Here is a 21640-nt window from a genome sequence, read left to right on the forward strand (position 1 = left end):
TTTTTTAAATATTTACTTCCCTAGCTCAACCAATTAATATTCGGCATTATGTGTGGTTTCTCTCGAGCTTATTTATGTTAACAAAAGAGCTATTAGCAAAAGCGGTTATCAACAATACCTTTAATATTTCACGCATCAAGCTAGATTTTATATTAAGTCTTCAGGATATAAAAATGATCTCCGCATTTCTTTCAGAGCGAGAACTGACGGAAATTGACCTATCCTTATATATTTCTGAAGAAAATAGTATGGCCTTGACGGATTTGGCTCAGGCACTAAAGTCAAACGCTGGATTACAGAAATTAAGCTTTAAAGTAGAGGGTATTATTCTGGGAGAAAACCAGAGGTCGGCTGATTTCGATGCTTTACCTCAAATTGATCGAACACTTTCGGCAATACCGATATTTTTAGAAAATAAACCCCATTTAACACATGTAGTAATTGATGCTGAACAATTGGTATTGAATCTATTTCACAGTGAAAATGTAGGCCAGGCATTAAGATCCTGTTCGGGAATAACAAATCTGCTCTTGAATTTTAAATTGGCGCAGAACGTAAGTTTCCATTTTTGTAATCCATCAAAGACCGCCCTTAAAGAACTTTCTTTAGGAAATATTGACGACAAGGCCGTCGCTTCAGACCTACAAAACATCGTCACATTAAGTACGCTGAAATTTTCCAGACTGAATCTATCACCAGAAGGATTTAATGTTGCTGCCAACCTCATTCGTAACAACGCACCGTCTCTTACCCATCTGGCGTTTAATGGCATTAAATTTAGCGCTGATTCAATGGGGCCCATTCAGGCTGCAATACAATGTTGCCCCCTATTAAAAAGCTTATCATTATGTAATATATCCGGAGATACTAACTTATCCTTAACACCCCTCTTAAATGCTTTACCTCAGCTAGAAGCATTAATGCTCCTTAACATCCAAGGTAATACCAATTGGCCGGATCTCATTCCAGCACTAGCATTGCATTCGAGTTTGAGAAAACTCGTATTAGAACTTGATAGCCTTGATCTGCGCATGATTGAGTCGCTATGTGCCCTGATAAAAACTAAACAAAATATTGTTTCTTTATCCCTGAAACCTTCTTTTGAAACTTCAAACTTAAAAGAAATTATTGAGGCAATTTCTGCATTAATAAAGGATCCAGCATGCCCTCTTAAGGAGCTTAGTCTGGACTATTATAGCCGGTTATCTTTCTTACAATTACTGGTTTCAGCAGTTGAAAGTAATACAAAATTAGAAAAATTCTTTTTATTTGATGCAGGTAAATCATTAACGGTCGATGAAAAAACATACCAACAACGCATTGATATGGCCCTACAGAGAAATCAGGGGACTAGTACTGTTACTACTGAGCCAGCCCCAATTTCTCTCGCTTCTTTAAGTATATTTTCTAGTTCCCACGGAAGAATAAACACAAAAGACATGAATTGGACCATGGATGGTCAATTAGATAAAAGTGGTGCAAAAGTAATTTTTACCAGCACCCTGAATGATTCCTCTGTAAGTAGATTGGAATTTTCCCAAAAGAAAAGTTCAATTTTTAAAGATCAATCCGAATTTACGCTACGAGTATTTTTTAATAGTCATTTTAATGTGAATCAAACAAGATCTCGTTTGCCAAACAACCCATTATTAAAATTTACCGAAGCAAATGAACACGCTACTGCTCAATGTGAACTAAGTTTTCATGTTAGTCAGAGCTTACAATTAGAAGAACTTTTATCTTTTCTTCAACGACAAGATCCCACATTAGAATCCATATTTATAAATTTCAGAAGACAAATATATCGTTTTGTCATTAAAGAAGATTATCAGCATGGCGGGTTGGTTAGACCAAGATTATTAAACGCTTTGCAATTCATTCCTGTTATAAGAAGTGACGAGAAGGACACAACATTACCACCCCCGAAATGGGATAATCGCGTTGCGTTGAAGGAGATGAATTACCGTGGAGAGATTCCAAGTGAATTTTGTTGTTCAATAGAAGCCTATAACCCTTACATGCCATTTACCCCGCCAGTAGTCCGCCGTACAATTATGACAAATCCTGTTTATGACCCTCGATCACCTGAGCACAAATTTGAAAAAAAAACCATACGAGGTTATTTAAGACATACCCGATTCCATCCCTATACCAAAATGCCCTTAACCATGGAAGATCTCCAACTTGATCAACCATTACAATCTAAAATAAAACGATTTGTGGAAGCAAAAAGGGAGGAATATGACGCCCAAAATGGCATTTCGGTGAGATGCGAGCAATAGACAGTTGCAAGCAAATGGGCTCGCTAGTCACTTGTTTGGGCGGATACTATAATTCTAACGTGTGAGTAGCGATTGTTTGAGTTACCTATTGCTGCTTAATATTTGAATTCGCATAAGGCACCACATCCAAACACTGCATGTATCAAGCAACTCAAATAAAAAGGACGTTATAAAAAATGAAAAAAGTTTGTCTTGGCGGTACATTTGATCATTTACACGCAGGCCATAAACGCTTAATTGATGCAGCAATTGCGCACTGTTACGATCAAAATAGCACATGTGTGATTCGCAGTTTAACCATCGGTGTCAGCGAAGATGAATTGCTTAAAGGAAAAGCCTATGCAGAATTTATACAAGACTATGACACTCGTGTGCGCGCTATACGACAGTATGATCTTGCCTTGATTTGATGGACACCCTGTTAAGAGAGTAAAATCTTATTTTCTGAGGCAAGATTAACATAAGGAGAAGGACATGCTTTGGACGAATCAACGAGATCTTCATAAACTTCTTTAGTTCTAGTAGGCCCTGATGAACGAATTAATTTAATTAACAACGCAAAAGGCCCACTCACTTCCAAATCCATTTTCACATCACACTTCCAGCCATCTAACTCCTTCTCAAACGCCTCATAGTCAGTGTCTTTGCTAACGACCACCTTCGCCATTCTATCGCGTAAGGCTTCCAAATTTTTTCGAATGATTTTTTTACTCGAGAAAATAGCTGGACCATGGGGTTTAATTCTAGGAATGACTCGATCGAGTTCCGCAAGCAATTCCCCTTGATGGCTATTCAAACAACTAATTTTAGCCTGAACTCGTCGAAATTCCTTTGCAGCAAATTCATAATCTGAGTCATTATCAATGACAGGTAGAATCTGAGCTCCAAATAGCCTTACCATCATTTCAGTGTCTTGACTGTCGTATTTTTCAGATCCATATTTATGTAAAATCGCAACACGTCCTGATTCTGCACGTTGAGCATGCCCTTTATCAAGCAATTCTATCTTGGCTCTAGCACACGCATTGCTATCCAACATAACTCGCTTATAAATGTCTTGCTTTTCTTCTAAGTCAGATTGTAGCCGATGCAGTTCAGTGGACAATATGCCTATTTCATTATTATCTCGAAATTTTTGAACCTTATCTGCCCAATACATTTTTCTTTGTAATAGCTCTAGCATAGATCGATCATTAATAAAATACACACTCAAATCCCAATGATAGTAAAAAGCGCGCGATAAATAAGGGTGCAATTCGCTTCTCAAGTCACTATCAAAGCTTGACATATCGGCAATAATCGTCTCTCTAGTCAAATGAAAACTATACATGTTTGGACCGGATGGATCACTCCCCGTATGAAAGTTAATAATCCAAGCATCTCTTAGGGATTCTATATGGGCTATTTGAGATAGCTTAGAGCAAACCATGAGCTCCAATCTCCCAATCTGCACTGGAAGAACATTTTTTGCTTCTTCAATAGACAAGTCACCTAGCTGAATTTTATCAGATGCCCTTTGACTGCTCCAAACATCCTCAACTATTTGCAGATACTCGGTATTTAAATGACGTTTTCGGCTTTTATGAATAGAGGTGGTTAAGGAAGGTGGTAATGCGTAAGATGTTAATGCGCTGATAATCTCTGCTTTATGTTGTGAATACTGATTAGCATACCGCCTGATTTCCTGCTCTACAAGCGACTTAAATGCGGGTTTTAATGACATAAACAACTCCAGTCCGTGGTTTGAGAAAACGGCTCATCCTGAACCATCTCGAAAGCTACCCACTATTCATACTACAAAAATCAAAGAAGGGTCAAGATCAAAAATTTAGGCTGGACTGAACAAAACCAAAGTTGTAGCTCGGATGCAGGCGCAGCCGAAATTTGGGATAATGATCTTCGAACGTATTACGGCTGGGCCAATCGCCATTGAGGCCGAAGCGTGTAAGAGTTTGCAAGCCGCATTATTCGAGGAATGTGAGAAGATGCTTTCGGGGCCAAAGAAACCCCCTAAGAAATTTGCAGATTCATAGATAAATACCCTTGAAAAGCATCAATTTGAATATAAGGGTAAGAAACACAATGCCCTTGAAGTCGCCTCATATAATAGCTCTTTGAAACAGGTTATGTTGAATATCTTGGCGTGTGTTGCCACCCTGGGATATGACCTAGTGAAGCTTAAAAAGCTATGAAGAAAGAGGTCAATTTGATACATGTTTAGCATTATTCAAGACGAAATCAAATATAGACCGTGTGGCAGGCAAGATAAAAGAAGCAAGTTCAGAGGAACACATGCAAAGCAAACTTCGATGACTTAAAACTACCTGCTAATGATTTAATCCCTCAAGCCATTTCAGAATTTTCAGCATTTTACGGACATAACCCTGAACCCATTGATAATGTGTTGAATAATGAACTGCACAAAAAATGTAGGTTGGGCCTTGGCCCAACAACCAGTGTCGTAGTCCGGATGCAGGCGCAGCCGAAATCCGGGACATTGGGCTTCGAACATCCCGGATTTCGTTGCACTTCATCCGGGCTATATAGGCGAAGCCGTAATATGGGGAAATAAATTCGGCAACGCCAAGACAACAAAATTGATTTCTTCACGATGAACCAAATCAGATAAAGGTACCTTGTTGTCTCTCCTATCAAAACTATTGCCTGTTTTGTATTTAAAAGCCTTTTGTAAGCCTCCCCTGAAATAGGTTTAGCGATAATATAATTCTTTACTAGATTTTCTATTTATCAAAATTTGTCTAATATGTGGGAAATACAGGATTTGCCAATATCATTTCTGTAAAAAAAAATATACCTCCATTTATTCAACCAACTCATACATGATTTCATTGCGCTTCATAAAAGGCAGAGTCCAAGGCGGGTTGTAAAAAGCAAAAAGCGGCTCACCTATAACTTGAAGCTCGTTGGCTTTAACGTATTCATTTAGAATCTGAAGATTTTTATCTATCAATTCATTTGAACGAGACCCATAAAATCGGATAACAACCATTGTTTTTTTGGGGACTTGTCTTATCTTAATCTGGCTTTTGATTGGCTTCGGTAAGTTTTCAAGAGTATATTCTTCGGGCATAACAAAGCTAATATTCCATTTTTGCTTATCACTTTGCTGCTGCATGACTGGGGCTGTCATAGCAATTTTTGTCGACTTTTGCTGAGTAACTGGGCTTGACATGGAAATGTTATTGCCAAAAATGTAATCTGCTAGCAACCTGAAGCCGCGGCTAATTGTCTCGTTTGCATTACCTGACAAGGAAACTTCAGCAATTATCATAGGTTGATATACCCTAATTTCTATAGCTCCACTTTTGTTAGATACAATGTATTTTGGTTCTTTTACATTTCTCATGCTGTAAAAATAAAAGGCAAAATAAGCTGTTACTAATAGTAACAACAATATTAGGGTAGTTACGATGTATTTATTCATTGCTTTATGGCTCTCATCCTTAATTTATACTCATAATCCAATACCTCGAGATGATAATTTTCAGCATCAATTGACACCCAACTTGAAGTTTATGTAATTCCTTCCCTATTCTATATATTAGTATCCTATTCTACATTTACACCCAGACATCCCAGCTTAAGGAGAAGGACATGCTTTGGACGAATCAACGAGATCTTCATAAACTTCTTTAGTTCTAGTAGGCCCTGATGAACGAATTAATTTAATTAACAACGCAAAAGGCCCTCTCACTTCCAAATCCATTTTCACATCACGCTTCCAGCCATCGAGTTCCTTCTCAAACGCCTCATAGTCAGTGTCTTTGCTAACGACCACCTTCGCCATTCTATCGCGTAAGGCTTCCAAATTTTTTCGAATGATTTTTTTACTTGAGAAAATAGCTGGGCCATGGGGTTTAATTCTAGGAATAACTCGATCGAGTTCCGCAAGCAATTCCCCTTGATGGCGATTCAAACAACTAATTTTAGCCTGAACTCGTCGAAATTCATTTGCAGCAAATTCATAATCTGAGTCATTATTAATGACAGGTAGAATCTGAGCTCCAAATAGCCTTACCATCATTTCAGTGTCTTGACTGTCGTAATTTTCAGGTCCATATTTGTGTAAAATCGCAACACGCCCTGATTCTGCACGATGAGCATGCTCTCTATCAAGCACTTCTATCTTGGCTTTAGCACTCGCATTGCTATCTAACATAAGTCGCTTATAAATGCCTTTTTTTTCTTCTAAATCAGATTGTAGTTGGTGCAGTTCAGTGGATAATAGGCCTATTTCATCCTTATCTCGAAGTTTTTGAACTTTATCCGCCCAATACATTTTTCTTTGTAAAAGCTCTAGCATAGATTGATCTTTAAGCAAATACATTTGCAAATCCCAATGATAGTAAAAAGCGCGCGATAAATAGGGGCGCAATTTGCTTTTCAAGTCACTATCAAAGCTTGACATATCGGCAATAATCATCTCTCTAGTCACATCAAAACTATACATGTTTGGACCAGATGCCTCACTCCCCCTATGAAAGTTATTAATCCAAGCATCTCTTAGGGATTCCATATGAGCTATTTGAGATTGCTTAGAGCTTACCATGAGTTCCAATCTCCCAATCTGCACTGGAAGATCATTTTTTGCATCTTCAATAGACAAGTCACTCAACTGAATTTTATCTGATGCCCTTTGACTGCTCCAAACTTCCTCAATTATTTGCAGATACTCGGTATTTATATATTCTTTTCGGCTGTTGTGAATAGAAGTGATTAAGGAAGGTGGTAATTCATAAGAGGTTAATGCGCTGATAATCTCTGCTTTATGTTGTGAATACTGCTTGGCATACTGCCTGATTTCCTGCTCAACAAGCGCTCTAAATGCGGGTTTTAATGACATAAAAAACTCCAGTCCGTGGTGTAAGAAAACGGCTCATCCTGAACCATCTCGAAAACTACCCACTATTCATACTACAATAATCAAAGCAGGGTCAAGATAAAAAAATATAAGCTGGACTGACAAAAACCAGTTTCCCAGATGCAGGAAGAGCCTTAATCGGGGAAATCAATCTTCGTCGGGGGTATTAATTTCGTGTGGAACTCTCGGAGTCTGACACCATTGTTCTAAGCTTTTTGATATTTTCATGAAAGCTAGACGTCAAAACCTATTTTTGGAGTATGTTCAATTGAATTATTTGTATAGTTTCAGGCGATGTCCTTATGCAATCCGTGCACGCATGGCGCTTAACTATGCAGGGATAGAAGTTGGGATACGCGAAGTAAAACTTAGTAATAAGCCGACTGAGTTGATTAACGTGTCCCCAAAAGGCACCGTTCCTGTATTGGTAACTGACTCAGGCAAGGTGATTGATGAAAGCCTTGATATTATGTTGTGGGCACTTGCACAATCCGATTGTGAAAATTGGCTCCAAGCTGATTTGCAGCAACAAATTTTTGACCTAATTCAAGAAAATGACCTGGAATTTAAGCCCATCTTAGACAGCTACAAATACCCTCAACGTTCAGAAGTGGGTGACCCACTGTTCTATCGAAAACAAGCGTTACCTTTTTTGGAAAAACTGAATACAAAATTGTTAGATTGCCAATTTTTATTTTCTGATAAACCTTGTTTGGCAGACATCGCGCTTTTTCCCTTTGTCCGTCAATTTTGCATGGTCGATAAAGATTGGTTTATGCAATCCAATTTAAAACCATTGATCACCTGGCTTGCGTTCTTTTTAGACTCGCCCCTTTTTATAATCGTGATGAAAAAGTACTCCCCATGGAAAACAGGAGACATAGAACCTTTATTAGGCTAGTAAGTGGGAAGTACCTCCCAAATTAAAGCTCCTGCCTAATCTGGGATGGCACACAGTATCTAAGGAAGATTTAGCCTAAACTCAGGATGGTCGCTTAACACTTCACCGACCTGTTGGTTCGTTTGCAATTTTTCGATTTTTTGCAATATCTGCTCTCTTACCAGTGCCAAACCCACCCCAAATGCAAGCTTCACACCTATGTCCAAGACCGGGTTTTCAAACAAGTGTGGGCCTCGAAAATCGATGGTCCCAGTTTTCCCGTAGTCATAACCAAATTTTGCCATTAAGGCAAAAGATAATGCACTATAATATACAGCTTTCGGCGACAAATCTTCAACCGCCTTAAAAAAACCATTATTTTTCATAATAAACCTTCTCATTAACAATACTATCAGCTGTCTATCAATGCCATTTTGAGAGTTCATTGAGCATATCCACAAAAAAATAATAGTTTGAGGTGGTGATTACTCTCTGATAACGTTATAAAGCGATGCACCCGTTAGAACAGTCTAATCTTGGCTCAAGAGATTTCGATCCTCATCTCTTATACAACCAGTCATCGATCGATTTAAAATCAATCAGAATTATTATCAATCAAGAAGACTCATCATTCACCACATTAAGACATTATTGTTCTTTATGTCTCAAGGTGAGTTAATTATATTCGATACTCATTAAGAAGTTATTAGCTAAGATTAAAATATTGTTAATTAATAATTAATAAATAGTTAACGATTTAACTCATCTTTGCCCTGCCAAGAGGCAAATTTTTGTCGTCGTTTCGAACTAGGTATGTCAGAAATAGGAGAATTCAGCAAAGGTATCCGGGATAGCCTCTTTAACTATTATCCGCTTTTACACCAGGATAATGAATCATATCATGGAATGTTGCTGCTTTAGATGTCAGATTGCGATAGCCATGCGGTTGATTTGCATTAAATCGAATCCCTTCTCCTTTTGCAATGGCATGCCAATCGCCGTCAATGAACACTTCCATTTGACCGTCAACAGCGACCACGTGCTCCATAACACCCGGTTTATGGGCAGGTGAAAGATGCTCGCAACCCGGCAGTAGTTCAATCACAAAGAGTTCAAAATTCAATTCGGGATCAAACGGAAATAGGGTTAACACCCGGATATTTTTATCTTCAGGATGAATCGTTTGCACTTGACCTGTGCGATGGACCGCATCAGCAGAAGCAGTTTGAATATCTTCAATAAACGACGAAAATGACGTCTCAAAACCAGTGGCTATTTTCCATAAAGTCGCAATAGTCGGGCTTGACTCTTCTCGCTCTATTTGTCCTAGCATCGCCTTACTAACCCCCGTAGCAGCGGCCGTTTTATCTAAACTCCAACCTTTTTTTTGCCGTAATTCTTTGAGAGTTTTTGCAATATGTTTGTATATCTTTTCCACAATTTATCCATAAAATGCTTGTGCGTTATTGCGCACAATGTTACTATAGGTTATTATGCGTTATAACGCACGATTTGTAAATCGCTAAAATGAGGAGTTGCTAGATGTCTGCTGAACTGTTTAAAAACAAATTAGTGGCCGTACTGAATAAAAATATCGAGCCTGGGAGAGCGATGAATGCCCTAGCTCATATGTGTATCGGTCTGGGTTCTGCTATAAGCCAAACAGATTTGAGACTATCGAATTATCAAGATGCAGACGGTGGTCTGCATCCCTTTATATCCGAAATACCGTTTATCGTCTTGTCCGAAAATTCCAATAAAATTCGGAAATTACGTCAAGCGGCACTGTCGCAAAATATATTATTGAATGATTTTACCGACACCATGACAATTGGCACCTATCAGGACCAAATCGAAAGAACAAAACAAACCAAAGAGGAAGAACTGATTTATTACGGTATTGTGTTATTTGGTGATTGGGCAACTGTCACTGAATTAACTAAAAAGTGTTCTTTGTGGCGATAGCATCGAGGAGTGACCCATGTCTCATGAAAACAAATTAGTTAGTAAGCGTGCCCAAAGTATCCAACAAATACTCGCAGAAAAAGGCCTGCACTTTGAAGTGATTGAACTTTCTACAAGTACTCGGACTGCAATTGACGCTGCGAGAGCGATAGGTTGTGATGTCGCACAAATTATGAAGTCGTTGCTGTTTTGTACTGAAATAAGCAAACAGCCTGTTCTCGTATTGGCAAGTGGCATCAATCGGGTGAATGAACTAAACATTGCCCAATGGGTAGGCGAAAAAATTAGGAAAGCAGATGCGCATTTTACCCGTGAAGTAACTGGCTTTGCTATCGGGGGTGTTCCCCCTGTCGGACACAAACAAACAATTCGTCATATTTTTATCGATATAGACTTGCTAAACCATAATGTTCTTTGGGCTGCCGCTGGCACGCCTAATGCCGTTTTTAGCTTGAGTGCGAGCGACATTGAATCGCTCACGCATGGCAAGATCATTGCAATCCGATAGGTGTGTTATGCAAAAACTATTTTGGGATAATCCCTACCAATCGCAATTACAAACATGCGTTGTCAGCGTTGATAATAATCGTGTTCTATTTGCAGAAACAATTGCCTTTTCCTTTTCAGGGGGCCAAGAAAGTGACAAAGCGTTTGCTAATGGTCTTGCCATTGTTCATTCTGAGATAGATGGCGATCTCATCTATTATACGCTTCCGGATAGTCATCAATTAAAGGCTGGTGATGCTGTCACCCTAACCATTGATTGGCCTAGACGTTACAGACTAATGCGTCTACATTTTGCAGCGGAATTGGTGCTTGAGCTCGTTACAAAAGCCGGTAAACTTGAAAAAATAGGTGCGCATATTGCCGAAAATAAGGCAAGAATCGATTTTTTCTGTGATAAAAATATTTCTTTTTTATTTGAAGACATACTACAAGATTACAACCAAATCATCCAAAACGATCAACCGATTAAAACCGGGTTTAGTGATCACCTAAAGCAAAGGCGCTTCTGGGAAATTGAAGGATTTTCTAAGGTGGCATGTGGCGGCACCCATGTTAAAAGCACCTCAGAAGTTGGCCTTATCACGCTTAAAAGAGTCAATATCGGGGGAGGTAAAGAGCGCATTGAAATTAAATTGCTCGATGCTAGCTTAGGATTAGATTAAGGTTTATGATGAACTTAAATCCTTCAACACACCTATAGCTAATGTGGGCTAAGGTGCACATTAATTTTAATAATATTTCAATAACTTAAAATAAATTCCTTTTCCTTGGCTTGACGGTTATGAGCTAGACAAATGAGGAAAGTTAATGCTTTTCACCCATAACCTGGCAGATCGATTTTCACCTGGCTTCCCCATGTTAATCGCAATGCATTCACAATGGCAAAAATATCAATGACCTCTTGAAGGATAGCACCTGAGACAGGATTGATATATCCCAAAGCAGCAACACTCATACCAATGATACTAAGAACCATCCCGCCAACCGCGCTTTGTAGGGCAATTTTTCGCGTATTCATACTCAAGTGGAATAATTCATCCACTTTATTTAACGTGTTTTCCATGATGACCGCTCCTGCCGCTTCTGCGGTTACATGGCTATATTGTCCGAAAGCAATGCCAACCGTTGCGGCAGTTAACGCTGGGGCGTCGTTTATCCCATCCCCCATATAGAGCGTGGGCGCATTTTGAGTTTGGTTTCGTACAATCTCTAGTTTCTGTTCAGGGCTTTGCGATGCATAGATTTCAGTTAAATCAAGCAATTCACCTAAATAACGTACTTCTGACTCTCGATCGCCGGATACGATCATGATTTTCTTAAACTGATGAAACGGTGCTAAGTGGTGGATAAATGACTGACTTTCAGCGCGGGGTGCGTCATGAAAAAGCAATATTCCCGCAAATTGATTATCAATTAATACGAGACACTCTAATCCTGAAGCAGACGGTGGAATAAGATTGGCATTATCGGGATTCTTGGCCAAATATTTTTTCCGACTGGTAATTTGGATAAGATGGTCATTAATGACGCCAGACAACCCTTGGCCAGGCTTTTCTGACACTTCCGTTGCCTGTAATAGCGAGATGGCACGCTCTTTTGCCGCATTAAGGACGGCATTGGATAAAGGATGTTTTGAATAGCGTTCTAAACTTGCAGCAAATTGAATGACTTGTTCAGGGGTATATTGCTCATTGGTCATAACTTGGGTTAATGTTGGCTGTCCATAAGTTAGTGTGCCTGTCTTATCAAAAATAGCCGTTTCACAGGTGGGTAATCGCTCTAACACCGTCGGATCTTTAATAATGATTGCCCGCTTAGCAGCCATTGAAACAGCGCTTATGATGGTTATGGGAATAGCAATGAGCAACGGACAGGGTGTTGCAATCACCAAAACAGCTAAAAAGCGGATTGCATCATTGGATACATACCAAGCCAGCAAAGCAAACAGCAATGCCACTGGCGCAAAAATTGCGCCTATTTGATCCCCCAATCGACGTATGGTTGGCTTTTTTTGTTCTGCCTCTTTCAACACGTTAACAATCGAAGCATAGCGAGAATCGGAAGGTAATTTTAACGTTTTAACAACCAACAATGATTCCCCATTGATTGCTCCTGATAACACGGACACGCCAGGCGCTTTTGATATTTGATACGGTTCCCCAGTCAGATAGGATTCATCCATTGAGCCATACCCTTCTACCACCTCACCATCGACAGGGCACGTTTCATGGGGGTAGATGACAACCTCATCACCAATTTGTACCGATTCTAATGGGATATCTGTTATAACGGCATTTAGACGGTGATGAACAATGGATGGCATACGTGAAAGCAGAGCACGCAAAACGGATGATGCTTTGCGATGAGCATAGTATTCCAGCGCTTGGCCACTGGCTAACATTAATATTATCAGATTGGCCGCCAGATATTCCTGCAAGATGACACCCGTCATCAACGCTAATGCTGCCAATGAATCAGCACCCAAATCCCCTCTTATTAAATTAATCACAATTTGAAAAAATAAAGGGACGCCACCTAACCCAATTATCACAATCAATGGCAGGTTTGCATGTGAAGAACCAACGACACTCATCACAAGCGATATTGAAATCGCTATCACTGAACAAACAACAATACCAAGTTGCCATTTTGTTTTAATGATAGTTTGATACTTATCCATGAACTGTCTTTCCTATCCTCTAGGCAGGCACCATGCCAATAACACGTGCAGGGGCCTCCGTAGCTTGGCTGATTTTAAGGGGTAATGCGAGTAGCCAACTGCCTGTTGCAGGGAGTTTGTTGGCGTTGGCAACATTTTCAATGAGATATTTTCCATTAGATAAAAGCAACTGATGAACTGGAAAGCCCGAAGTTGGTGTATCGGGGGAAAGTGTGTCGATGCCTAGACCCGCAATATCACGATCCAGTAACAACTGAGCTGCTTCTTGACTTACAGAGGGAAATTGAAGATTGTTGCGGTATCGCTGGGGATTTTGCCAAAATATTTCCCACCCAGTAAAAATAATTACTACACTATTTTGTCCAATTTTGCCATGCTCTTTTTCAAATGAACGAATATCATCCTCCATAACAAGGTAATGTTCATGGGATTTAGAACTCACATCGATCATAGTGGCGGTCGCTAATAAATGGTTGTGTGTAATGCTCAACTTTTCAATGGTTTCGCCCTTCGCATAACAATGCGCAGGCGCATCAACATGCGTGCCGATCCCTGCTGGCAATGACAGATGTTGAACTTTAAATTTGACCTCCGTCGAACATTCGTCATAGTTTAACGTCGAAGTAATATCAAAACCGCACCCTAAATCCCAACATGGCGTCTTAGCATCCAGCGTGTGGGTTAGATCGATTATCGTAAAAGGGAATGTCATATTTAGTTCATCACTTAAGAATTACCAACCATTCCTAGCATACAAAAAAAGTCGACAAAAAGGTACTGAGCAGATTCTCGGATACTACTACATCAATTTAGAATGTAGGGTAGATGTCAGATTTAACGCAAAACTTATATAATTTTTCTAACATTGTTTTATTTATGTGCATTCTATTGTACAATTGCAAATCATTTGAATTATTTTTAACACGCTTTGTCATGCATAAAATCATTGTGATAGAAGAAGGTGAAGAAATAGTGCTCTTAGACACCGATAATATCCAAATGTGTTACGCTACCGCCTATTTTGAAAATCTTTCCTACTATAAAAAGTTAGACGAAGCGCTAGCATTACTTAACTCAATTAATGAAAAAGAGAATTGGAAACCAGCCTTGCTATCCAAACTCCTGCAGAAGAAAAAAATAGAATCGGAAGATATGTCTCTCGCCTTATTGTCTAAAAGTTTATTTCAATTTAGCCATCCCAATAAAACCTATTCAGGCATGCTACCCGATATGACTGGGTTAAGTTGCTATCGAGTCGGCGCGGACGCGGGTGCTGGATTTAAAGCAGGTGACTTGGATATATTGGGAACAGAAGGCATTCTTGAATGTGTGGGTGTATTGGTTGAAACAAGTGATGTTTATGGCCAAGATTGTTATTATCTGGCGCATGTTTTCAGTGGCCGAAAAACCGAATTATCCGTTCAGGAGGAATTGGATAGAATTTTTCACGACATTAAAAAATTAACCGAAAAAAATTTATCTTGGTCAGACTTAAAACATCAAGTGACCTTGGTTAGCTGTGGTAGTTTTGAGGAAAAACCAAGTGATTGTTGTAAACAACTATTCAAACTTTTATTGAAGCAAAAGGTTAAACCGAACGTCTTATTTGGCAACAGTGTCGCATTTAATTTAACCGGGATAGGGGATTTAATCATTCTCAACCCTGATGGAAGTTTAGTTCAAGGCAACCAAGCTAAAATCCCTAGGGTTGGGCATGGCACCTATTCACCTGTCGATATTCTAAACTATCGATCGAGCAATAAACCCAGCGCCACCCTTGATGAGCAGATTAAGACTGCCATTGATCAAGACGAATATCCCTACGAAAAGAGCTCCTCAGTATTTAAGCAGATATTTTAAAGAGGGTTTGTTCAGCCTAAATTCATAGCTACCCTGTCTTCTTGAATGAGATCCGCATCCAATTTAACACAATGGGTACTCGTTTCAAGCATGCAAATCCCCAAGGCGAAAGCAGCGGCAACGATTGGCCATGATAACCCAGCACAACCGGCTGTGAAAACCATGAAACCCAGAAGGACATACAAAGACACTTCTTTTTGGGATTCAATTTGATTGAACTGTTCGGTTGTCAAGATCGTGCTTTTACCTTTTAATATGGCATGCAACTCAACTGCAATCGTATTCTCGACATCTTTATGTTCAATGCTAATACGATCATTGGGAACAAATTGATTCAGTAGTAATGTCGATAACTTAAACATCAAAGCCGCTGAACCAACGAGTATCAACATCGGCCCGCCCCAAACTAGCGCAGCTGTCAATGACGCCAAAATCGTAGCCTTCAAGGTAAACTCCACCGATTTTTTTAAATAATAAAAGCGCGTGACATTGGTTGGAATGTAAACTTCATCCAAGGGTACAGTTAATGAGGGACAATATGAGTGATTAAAAAAAAATCGCATGGGGCTGTGATCTTATAAATGATGGGGCGATTTTAATCCATAGTGCACTAATATGCAATATACTTGGACAAAGCTTGACACATGGCTTGGGGTTTGGCAAAATTCGCCAAACGTTAATGGAGTATTTAAATGCCACTCAATCCTAACCAATTACCCGTTTCGGCTATTAGCCATTTTGTTGCTAATCCACCTAATAATTTGAATGATAAGCAAAGGCACCATTTGATCACCGAAACAAATGCCATGCGAAAATTATATAATAAACAAGTCACCACCTATAATGAACACTTATTAAGTAACCAAATCATGGTGAAAGCCTGTGTCACCGCTACCCTGGGTATTGGCCTATTTTTTGCAGCACCTGCCACCTTATTGCTTGGTGGAGCTGTTGCTTTAGCCCTTGGCTCTGGCATCTATAGCTATTTGCCCTTCCCAGAAGCCACGATTAACTCCCAAGCAATATCTGCTAGGGTAGCTGATGATGCCGAACCGAATGCATCAACAACATTTGTAACTAATTGGTTATTCAAAATGAAAGATCATGATTTAACCGATGAGCAAAGTCGGCTATATCATAATATGTATCGCATTGGAGTTGGTTTAATTGTTGGCTTTGCGGCGTTTACCGCCATCGTATCCGGTGCTGGAATATCACTCACCATTGCAGCTGCCTTGTTTGCTCTCTCGTTGGCATATATTGTCCAACCCAAGTCAACATTATATGATGAGACAGCAGAGCCGGCTCATGTCCGAGTATAATACGCTGAGTAGGTAACCAATTTCTAATTTAGACACGAGCTATGATTTTTTTTTGTTAAACAACATAAAGCGTCATAGCCTGCGTCTGCCTCGATATAAAGATCATTGATTTTTCCAATAAAAGCGCGTATTTTACTCAACTTGTTTTTAGAGAGTTAGTAAGGATTGGTATGCCCCCGAAAAAAAAATCGCCCTCCCAATCAGGCACCTATATTGCTTCGAGTGGAAGTGAAAATCCAGACATCATTCAACGAGATTCCCCTCCTACGCCTCCTTCTTCTGGTCGAGACAGCACTCCAAAAGAATTACATCAATCGAGTTCAAGCTCTTCCGAGGGTCCTAAAAAACACAAAAAAAAGAAAGGAAGGATATTAGAAGAATCACCGTCATCGGAAGAATCTGACACAAGCATCAACATTGCCCCGAAGGAAATAGAGGAAAGGATAGGGAGTGATGAAAAAGGTAATGAGTCTGAAGAGGATGCTATCTCTTCCAGCAAATGCTCCTGCGCATCTTTTTTCTGTTGTTGTATCTCTCGAAGTAGCAAGAAAAAATCAGAGAAATATTTTCGAACCCACGAAGAAGAAGGACAATATCGAAGGAACTGTGTACGAGAAGATAGATTTAACACGATGTCGTCAGCTGTCGGTATTGTTCCTGTGAACGGGACCGGATGGTTATTTGACAATGCGCTACTGCCAAATGACAGCAACGCTGTTCCCGTGTTTGCCTTTCTTAATCTCTTACGAAGTATCGTCGCCATTGGCGTTAATATGTACTTTAGGCGCGGACAAGGCGAGCATTCGCGTGGTAGCAGCTGGTCTGTGTTTACCAATTCAATCATTTCCATTCTCTCGCTCTTATTATTAGCATTCAGCTTAGCCGAAGTCGGTGTTGAGGAAAGACATGACAATCAGGATACATTAATTCTATTCTTCACCATCGCAATTAACTGCTTAGGGGCAGGTATCTTTTTTATGCAAACAGGTGAACTCGGTTATCACTCTTATAACCAAGTCACCAAAAAGCCCCAAGACATTCCTGATGAAGAACAAGGATTGACACGCCCCTCACCTAAAAATTAATGAGCGCCTATTTCAATGATAATTGTCGTGCCAAGGCGCGACCCTGAGGGATAGACACTCTTTTTGAAAACTTAGACTTATCTCAAAACGCCGACGTACCGCGGCTTGTCCGCGGTATCCAGAGATCCCTGTATGCACTAAATAAAAACATATTGGTCAAAAACCCTGGATCCCGCGGACAAGCCGCGGGACGTCGGGTTAAACATTATGCCAATACATTATACGAATACTATGTTTTAAAAAAAGTGTCTATCCCTCAGGGCTCGGCCTACCTGGCTATTCTTTTTTCTCTTGTTTATCAAGGCATTATCCGTGTGCTTGTAAAAAAAACCGACTATACTATCTATCACAGGACTTACGAAAAACCCCAAGGTCGAGGCAAAAAATATTTTTAATGAGGGAGTTTAGATCAACTAAATGACCGAATTAAAAATATTTTTTAACGAAGAGATTGGGAGTTTTTCGTAAGTCCTGTATCAATTACTCCAATTCAAAGGATATAGACATGACCGTAACGACTGGTTTATCCGGAAATGAAATTTATTGTTTAGCAGAAAAAGGGTATGAGCCGGGTAATATTGTCGTGGGTAACAGTGTTCATTCACTTGGCATCATAGGTAGCATTGGCTCGGGTATGAAAGCCATGTTGGGGGGTGAAATCAAGCAAGTGACTACCCTCATTGAAGAAGGACGTGAAACAGCCTACCGCAGAATGCTTCAAGAGGCGAAAGAGCAGGGCGCAACGGGTATCACAGGCGTCACCAGTGAGTTGGTGTTTCATGGTTCAAATATCGAATTTTTGTCCATTGGCTCTGCCATTCATGCCGCCGGAAACGCCAGCAAAGATAAGTTTTCGACCAGCGATAATGGGCAACAGTTATATGCTCAACTGGATGTCGGATTCAGACCTATCTGCTTCTCATTTGGTAATTCGGCTTATTCAATGGGAGTTGGTCGCGGATTGATAGGTGGCATTAAAAGCCTTGCCCGAGGCGAAATCAAGGAATATTCGTCCATATTTAATACGACAAGACATTTGGCATTAACCCGCATTGTTAACCACGCCGCGCAATATAAAGCAAATGCGGTTCTTGGGATTACCACGACTATTATCCCTTTTGGTGGGCTAAATGAAATGTTGATGATCGGTACCGCTTCACACCATCCTGGCCTGCCCGCCGAGTTCACCGAAATGCCTGCCACCAGCAACTTAACCAATATCGAATTATGGAATATGGCTAAACTGGGTTATATGCCCCAACGATTATTACTGGGAACATCGGTTTATGCACTAGGGGTGGTTGGAGGCATAACGTCTCTGATTAAGTCATTCAAACGAGGCGAAATCAATGAGTTAACACGGTTGATTTATGAAGCCCGCGAAAATGCCTTAAACATCATCAACACGGAAGCAAATGCCATTGGCGCTGATGATATCGTTGGCGTCAAAACATATGTGTATGATTTAGGCAATGGTCTCATTGAATTTCTCGCTATCGGCACCGCGGTTAAACGGACATCCGTACTCAAAACACAATCAGAGCAAATACTGCCCCAAGCCATTATCGCCAATAAAGATACCTATTTTGACACCAATCGAGCTGGGGATTTGAAAGTCAACGTCAATACGGGTTCAAAACCAATTAACAGCGGAAGTTTTTTGCTCATGATTATTATCGCACTAATTATATTCAGCCATATTTTTGTGCGCTTTTTTACCTAATCAATCAAGGGCAGCTATTTCTAAGCAGCTTTTTGCTTTCATATAGGTATGCGGCTAACCCGCAAGATATTGCCAATTTACTGTGCTTCAATCTGTTCGACAGTTTTTATATCATATTGAGGAGCAGGCTTATACTCAAATTGGCACTGAGCATCAGTTGAGGTAACCACCAATTCATCGCGATCGTCCACTACCGTGATGGGGCCTTTATAATACTTATCCATGCCTTTAATAAAATTATCCTTCGCCGCTTTGCTTGTAGGAATAGCAGGAACTAGATGAGTGAGAATGAGATTCTTAACCGCTGCCGCTTGTGCCATCTTCGCTAATGCCAACGTATCGGAGTGGTATTGCGCTATTTGGTCATAAAATTTTTTCGATAATTTTGGATTGGGTTGTGAAGGAAAAGTCTGTTGAATGAGTTGACCATAATAGTGACTGAATGCTTCGTTTATCAAAATATCTGCATTTTCTGCCACCGTTTTTAAATTATGCATGATTTTTGTATCACCACTGATGACGATTTTGCAAGATTTATAATGAATCACATAACCCAATGCTGGATAGGCAGGGTTGTGGTTCACTCGGAAGGGGGTTAATTTTAAATTCGTTGTTTTTAAAATAGGTTCCCCTTCGCCCTCATAGGGAGCTGTCACCAAAACGGGGGTAATTTTATTCGTATTTAATGGTACGTAGCCTTCTCGACTGGTTGCTCGGTATAACGCATCCAATGAATATAGTTTATTCAAAGCATCTGCAATGTCTGTAACCCCTGCAGGGCCATATAACATTAGGGATGAATTCTTGCGCGCCGGCCAAGCGACATTATTCAAATACCCTATCCCCGCCATATGGTCTGAATGCCAGTGGGTCACAAATATCTTATTCATTGCCCCAAGAGGCAGCCCAAGTGCCCCCAAGTTTTGCGAACCCCCTTCCCCAACATCAATCATGAACATTTGCTTGTCACCAACAACCGCAAAGCAGGCCGGCTTTCTAACCGATTGCATTGCAATTTCAGGATCGCCTGTCCCACAAAAATACAGATGCAGCTTACCATCGTGCAGCAAATTTTGGGGCGCCTTTTGCTGCCGATAAACATGAATGTCTGCAAATGCGACTTGGCTTGCTAGTGTCAACATCAAGCAATATATATTGATTATTTTCATACTGTTACACTGAAATTAGTTTAGGAATCTTTATCCCCTTGTTTCTTAAGGGTAGAGGCCACCTTGAATATGGTGGGCCGTATAGGGATCGAACCTATGACCAAAAGATTAAGAGTCTCCTGCTCTACCAGCTGAGCTAACGGCCCTACCCTATTGAATAATAGCACAATTTATAGGAAGTAAAATTGACTTTGTCGTTACCAATGCCTAGGGCATCTCTGCCCATTAAATGCCTTTAAATCCTATCAAACGTTCCTCTTCCAGGTTTGCAGCTTTGATATTGTCATACAGACCAACTGCTATACCAACTAAAATCACGACTCCACCAATTATCTGAGCACTGTTGGGGATCTCACCCACAATCAGGTAAGCAAAGATAACACCGGCTATGGGATAAAAAGCATTGCCAATGGCAATGCTTTGCGGGTTAACATGCTCGATTGCCTGAGAAAAAGTAAAAATCGCCATTGCAAAAATAACACCGCCGTAAAAGAGCATCCATTCCCAGAGAAAGGGAGAAAACAGATCAGCAAAATGGGTTAAGCCAAAAAGATAGGTTGCAACCACAAAGAAAAATAGTGCGCCAACACAGGTTCTAAAAATGGAATAAATCGGTTTGGGAATATTGCTGATGTATCTATTGGTCAATATATCTCCCATGATTGTAAATAACGCACCAAGCAATGCGAAAATCAGTCCAATTTTAGGTGCCGTGGCGACAAGATGACCTAGCCAACCCTCACCAACGTTGGCTTTGGCCATTTTCATTGCCATGGGCATTGAGTCTGGTAGGTTTAAGTAAAAAGTGAGCGACACCCCCATTGCCGCAATAAGCACGCCTAGCAGTGTCAAACGGGAAGGTTTTTCGTTTAAAAATAAGTAGCCTAATACCAATGCCCAAACAATTTCTGTGGTTGATATAAGCACCACATTAATCACCGCTGTGGTCAAAATAGCCAATAAATAAAAAATAGGTCCTAAAATAGTGGCGAAAATGGTAACAAGCGACAGAGAGCCCCACTCCTTCGCTTGGATCGCCCAAATACTATCAACACTTAGCTGTTTTCGATAACCAATGATAAAAACGATACCGGCAATGATATTGCCAGCAAATAAGACATTACAGAATGAAATAGGATTATGCCCATGAATCGGATAATTGACGCCAAGCTGCCCCAACTTGCCAATTATAGAATCAAGGGAAGCAAACAACAAAATAGAGACCCACAAATAAATGAGCCCTCGTGTTTTAATGTTCATGGCAATCAACTGATTGTTTTTAATG

General features: G+C 40.2%; 20 protein-coding genes and 1 tRNA gene. 10 read left to right on the forward strand and 11 right to left on the reverse strand.

Going from position 1 to position 21640, the window contains the following annotated elements; translation table 11 throughout:
* The first annotated feature begins 74 nt into the window (after window positions 1-74).
* Window positions 75-2282, forward strand: coding sequence for a U-box domain-containing protein (locus AB3348_RS13540; RefSeq protein WP_367608143.1), 2208 nt, complete (start codon window positions 75-77; stop codon window positions 2280-2282).
* Between the two features lie 176 nt (window positions 2283-2458).
* Window positions 2459-2692: a hypothetical protein gene (locus AB3348_RS13545; protein ID WP_367608144.1), complete on the forward strand. Its 234-nt coding sequence runs from the start codon at window positions 2459-2461 to the stop codon at window positions 2690-2692.
* Window positions 2693-2703: 11 nt separating this feature from the next.
* Here AB3348_RS13545 and AB3348_RS13550 read toward each other — a convergent pair whose 3' ends face one another.
* From AB3348_RS13550 to AB3348_RS13560, 3 genes are all read right to left on the reverse strand, one after another.
* The gene (locus AB3348_RS13550) at window positions 2704-4005 is read right to left on the reverse strand and encodes a hypothetical protein (RefSeq protein ID WP_367608145.1); all 1302 of its coding nucleotides are present in this window, start codon (window positions 4003-4005) and stop codon (window positions 2704-2706) included.
* Window positions 4006-5103: 1098 nt separating this feature from the next.
* On the reverse strand, window positions 5104-5727 hold the full coding sequence (locus AB3348_RS13555; protein WP_367608146.1) for a heme-binding protein: 624 nt from the start codon (window positions 5725-5727) through the stop codon (window positions 5104-5106).
* A 156-nt stretch (window positions 5728-5883) separates the two neighbouring features.
* Window positions 5884-7146, reverse strand: coding sequence for a hypothetical protein (locus AB3348_RS13560; RefSeq protein ID WP_367608147.1), 1263 nt, complete (start codon window positions 7144-7146; stop codon window positions 5884-5886).
* Window positions 7147-7390: 244 nt separating this feature from the next.
* On the opposite strand from AB3348_RS13560, the gene AB3348_RS13565 reads away from it, so the two are divergent.
* A complete protein-coding gene (locus AB3348_RS13565) occupies window positions 7391-8065 on the forward strand; it encodes a glutathione S-transferase (RefSeq protein WP_367608148.1) in 675 nt (224 codons plus the stop codon).
* Between the two features lie 59 nt (window positions 8066-8124).
* Here the strand turns inward: AB3348_RS13565 and AB3348_RS13570 are convergent, their stop codons facing one another.
* Both AB3348_RS13570 and AB3348_RS13575 read right to left on the reverse strand, forming a co-directional pair.
* Window positions 8125-8490, reverse strand: a complete 366-nt coding sequence (locus AB3348_RS13570; RefSeq protein WP_367608149.1) for a hypothetical protein — start codon at window positions 8488-8490, stop codon at window positions 8125-8127.
* Between the two features lie 413 nt (window positions 8491-8903).
* Window positions 8904-9482 (reverse strand): helix-turn-helix domain-containing protein, encoded by a 579-nt coding sequence (locus tag AB3348_RS13575; RefSeq protein WP_367608150.1) that lies wholly within the window; start codon window positions 9480-9482, stop codon window positions 8904-8906.
* Between the two features lie 104 nt (window positions 9483-9586).
* On the opposite strand from AB3348_RS13575, the gene AB3348_RS13580 reads away from it, so the two are divergent.
* Genes AB3348_RS13580 through AB3348_RS13590 form a run of 3 tightly spaced genes read left to right on the forward strand, consistent with a single transcriptional unit; the run spans window position 9587 to window position 11178 of the window.
* Window positions 9587-10009 carry a DUF2000 domain-containing protein gene (locus AB3348_RS13580; protein ID WP_367608151.1) on the forward strand — a complete coding sequence of 141 codons (423 nt, stop codon included), beginning with the start codon at window positions 9587-9589 and terminating at the stop codon, window positions 10007-10009.
* Between the two features lie 16 nt (window positions 10010-10025).
* On the forward strand, window positions 10026-10517 hold the full coding sequence (locus tag AB3348_RS13585) for a YbaK/EbsC family protein (protein WP_367608152.1): 492 nt from the start codon (window positions 10026-10028) through the stop codon (window positions 10515-10517).
* 7 nt (window positions 10518-10524) lie between these two features.
* Window positions 10525-11178, forward strand: coding sequence for an alanyl-tRNA editing protein (locus tag AB3348_RS13590; RefSeq protein WP_367608153.1), 654 nt, complete (start codon window positions 10525-10527; stop codon window positions 11176-11178).
* A 152-nt stretch (window positions 11179-11330) separates the two neighbouring features.
* On the opposite strand, the gene AB3348_RS13595 is transcribed toward AB3348_RS13590, so the two are convergent.
* The gene (locus tag AB3348_RS13595) at window positions 11331-13196 is read right to left on the reverse strand and encodes a heavy metal translocating P-type ATPase (protein WP_367608154.1); all 1866 of its coding nucleotides are present in this window, start codon (window positions 13194-13196) and stop codon (window positions 11331-11333) included.
* Between the two features lie 19 nt (window positions 13197-13215).
* Window positions 13216-13908 (reverse strand): cyclase family protein, encoded by a 693-nt coding sequence (locus tag AB3348_RS13600; RefSeq protein ID WP_367608155.1) that lies wholly within the window; start codon window positions 13906-13908, stop codon window positions 13216-13218.
* Window positions 13909-14129: 221 nt separating this feature from the next.
* Between AB3348_RS13600 and AB3348_RS13605 the strand changes: the two genes are divergently transcribed.
* The gene (locus tag AB3348_RS13605; protein ID WP_367608156.1) at window positions 14130-15056 is read left to right on the forward strand and encodes a hypothetical protein; all 927 of its coding nucleotides are present in this window, start codon (window positions 14130-14132) and stop codon (window positions 15054-15056) included.
* 11 nt (window positions 15057-15067) lie between these two features.
* Here the strand turns inward: AB3348_RS13605 and AB3348_RS13610 are convergent, their stop codons facing one another.
* Window positions 15068-15502: a hypothetical protein gene (locus AB3348_RS13610; protein WP_367608157.1), complete on the reverse strand. Its 435-nt coding sequence runs from the start codon at window positions 15500-15502 to the stop codon at window positions 15068-15070.
* Between the two features lie 246 nt (window positions 15503-15748).
* Here AB3348_RS13610 and AB3348_RS13615 point away from each other — a divergent pair, with 246 nt between their 5' ends.
* The 3 genes from AB3348_RS13615 (at window position 15749) to AB3348_RS13625 (ending at window position 19186) form a co-directional block, all read left to right on the forward strand.
* Window positions 15749-16378, forward strand: coding sequence for a hypothetical protein (locus tag AB3348_RS13615; protein ID WP_367608158.1), 630 nt, complete (start codon window positions 15749-15751; stop codon window positions 16376-16378).
* A 170-nt stretch (window positions 16379-16548) separates the two neighbouring features.
* Window positions 16549-17463: a hypothetical protein gene (locus tag AB3348_RS13620; RefSeq protein ID WP_367608159.1), complete on the forward strand. Its 915-nt coding sequence runs from the start codon at window positions 16549-16551 to the stop codon at window positions 17461-17463.
* 505 nt (window positions 17464-17968) lie between these two features.
* Entirely contained in the window at window positions 17969-19186 is a 1218-nt protein-coding gene (locus AB3348_RS13625) for a heavy metal-binding domain-containing protein (protein WP_367608160.1), read from the forward strand.
* Between the two features lie 77 nt (window positions 19187-19263).
* On the opposite strand, the gene AB3348_RS13630 is transcribed toward AB3348_RS13625, so the two are convergent.
* The 3 genes from AB3348_RS13630 to AB3348_RS13640 form a co-directional block, all read right to left on the reverse strand.
* A complete protein-coding gene (locus tag AB3348_RS13630) occupies window positions 19264-20355 on the reverse strand; it encodes an MBL fold metallo-hydrolase (protein WP_367608161.1) in 1092 nt (363 codons plus the stop codon).
* A 70-nt stretch (window positions 20356-20425) separates the two neighbouring features.
* Window positions 20426-20501, reverse strand: a tRNA-Lys gene (locus AB3348_RS13635).
* 79 nt (window positions 20502-20580) lie between these two features.
* Window positions 20581-21615, reverse strand: a complete 1035-nt coding sequence (locus AB3348_RS13640) for a DMT family transporter (RefSeq protein WP_367608162.1) — start codon at window positions 21613-21615, stop codon at window positions 20581-20583.
* Window positions 21616-21640: the final 25 nt, after the last annotated feature.

Source organism: Legionella sp. W05-934-2 (assembly GCF_964199965.1).
Taxonomy (GTDB): Bacteria; Pseudomonadota; Gammaproteobacteria; order Legionellales; family Legionellaceae; genus JAFIFT01.

Coding starts and splice junctions, on each gene's coding strand:
- AB3348_RS13565 (WP_367608148.1), top strand. CDS start 7,391: ATGAAAGCTAGACGTCAAAACCTATTTTTGGAGTATGTTCAATTGAAT.
- AB3348_RS13600 (WP_367608155.1), bottom strand. CDS start 13,908: ATGACATTCCCTTTTACGATAATCGATCTAACCCACACGCTGGATGCT.
- AB3348_RS13615 (WP_367608158.1), top strand. CDS start 15,749: ATGCCACTCAATCCTAACCAATTACCCGTTTCGGCTATTAGCCATTTT.
- AB3348_RS13540 (WP_367608143.1), top strand. CDS start 75: ATGTTAACAAAAGAGCTATTAGCAAAAGCGGTTATCAACAATACCTTT.
- AB3348_RS13620 (WP_367608159.1), top strand. CDS start 16,549: ATGCCCCCGAAAAAAAAATCGCCCTCCCAATCAGGCACCTATATTGCT.
- AB3348_RS13550 (WP_367608145.1), bottom strand. CDS start 4,005: ATGTCATTAAAACCCGCATTTAAGTCGCTTGTAGAGCAGGAAATCAGG.
- AB3348_RS13625 (WP_367608160.1), top strand. CDS start 17,969: ATGACCGTAACGACTGGTTTATCCGGAAATGAAATTTATTGTTTAGCA.
- AB3348_RS13545 (WP_367608144.1), top strand. CDS start 2,459: ATGAAAAAAGTTTGTCTTGGCGGTACATTTGATCATTTACACGCAGGC.
- AB3348_RS13630 (WP_367608161.1), bottom strand. CDS start 20,355: ATGAAAATAATCAATATATATTGCTTGATGTTGACACTAGCAAGCCAA.
- AB3348_RS13585 (WP_367608152.1), top strand. CDS start 10,026: ATGTCTCATGAAAACAAATTAGTTAGTAAGCGTGCCCAAAGTATCCAA.
- AB3348_RS13640 (WP_367608162.1), bottom strand. CDS start 21,615: ATGAACATTAAAACACGAGGGCTCATTTATTTGTGGGTCTCTATTTTG.
- AB3348_RS13580 (WP_367608151.1), top strand. CDS start 9,587: ATGTCTGCTGAACTGTTTAAAAACAAATTAGTGGCCGTACTGAATAAA.
- AB3348_RS13590 (WP_367608153.1), top strand. CDS start 10,525: ATGCAAAAACTATTTTGGGATAATCCCTACCAATCGCAATTACAAACA.
- AB3348_RS13605 (WP_367608156.1), top strand. CDS start 14,130: ATGCATAAAATCATTGTGATAGAAGAAGGTGAAGAAATAGTGCTCTTA.
- AB3348_RS13570 (WP_367608149.1), bottom strand. CDS start 8,490: ATGAACTCTCAAAATGGCATTGATAGACAGCTGATAGTATTGTTAATG.
- AB3348_RS13595 (WP_367608154.1), bottom strand. CDS start 13,196: ATGGATAAGTATCAAACTATCATTAAAACAAAATGGCAACTTGGTATT.
- AB3348_RS13560 (WP_367608147.1), bottom strand. CDS start 7,146: ATGTCATTAAAACCCGCATTTAGAGCGCTTGTTGAGCAGGAAATCAGG.
- AB3348_RS13555 (WP_367608146.1), bottom strand. CDS start 5,727: ATGAATAAATACATCGTAACTACCCTAATATTGTTGTTACTATTAGTA.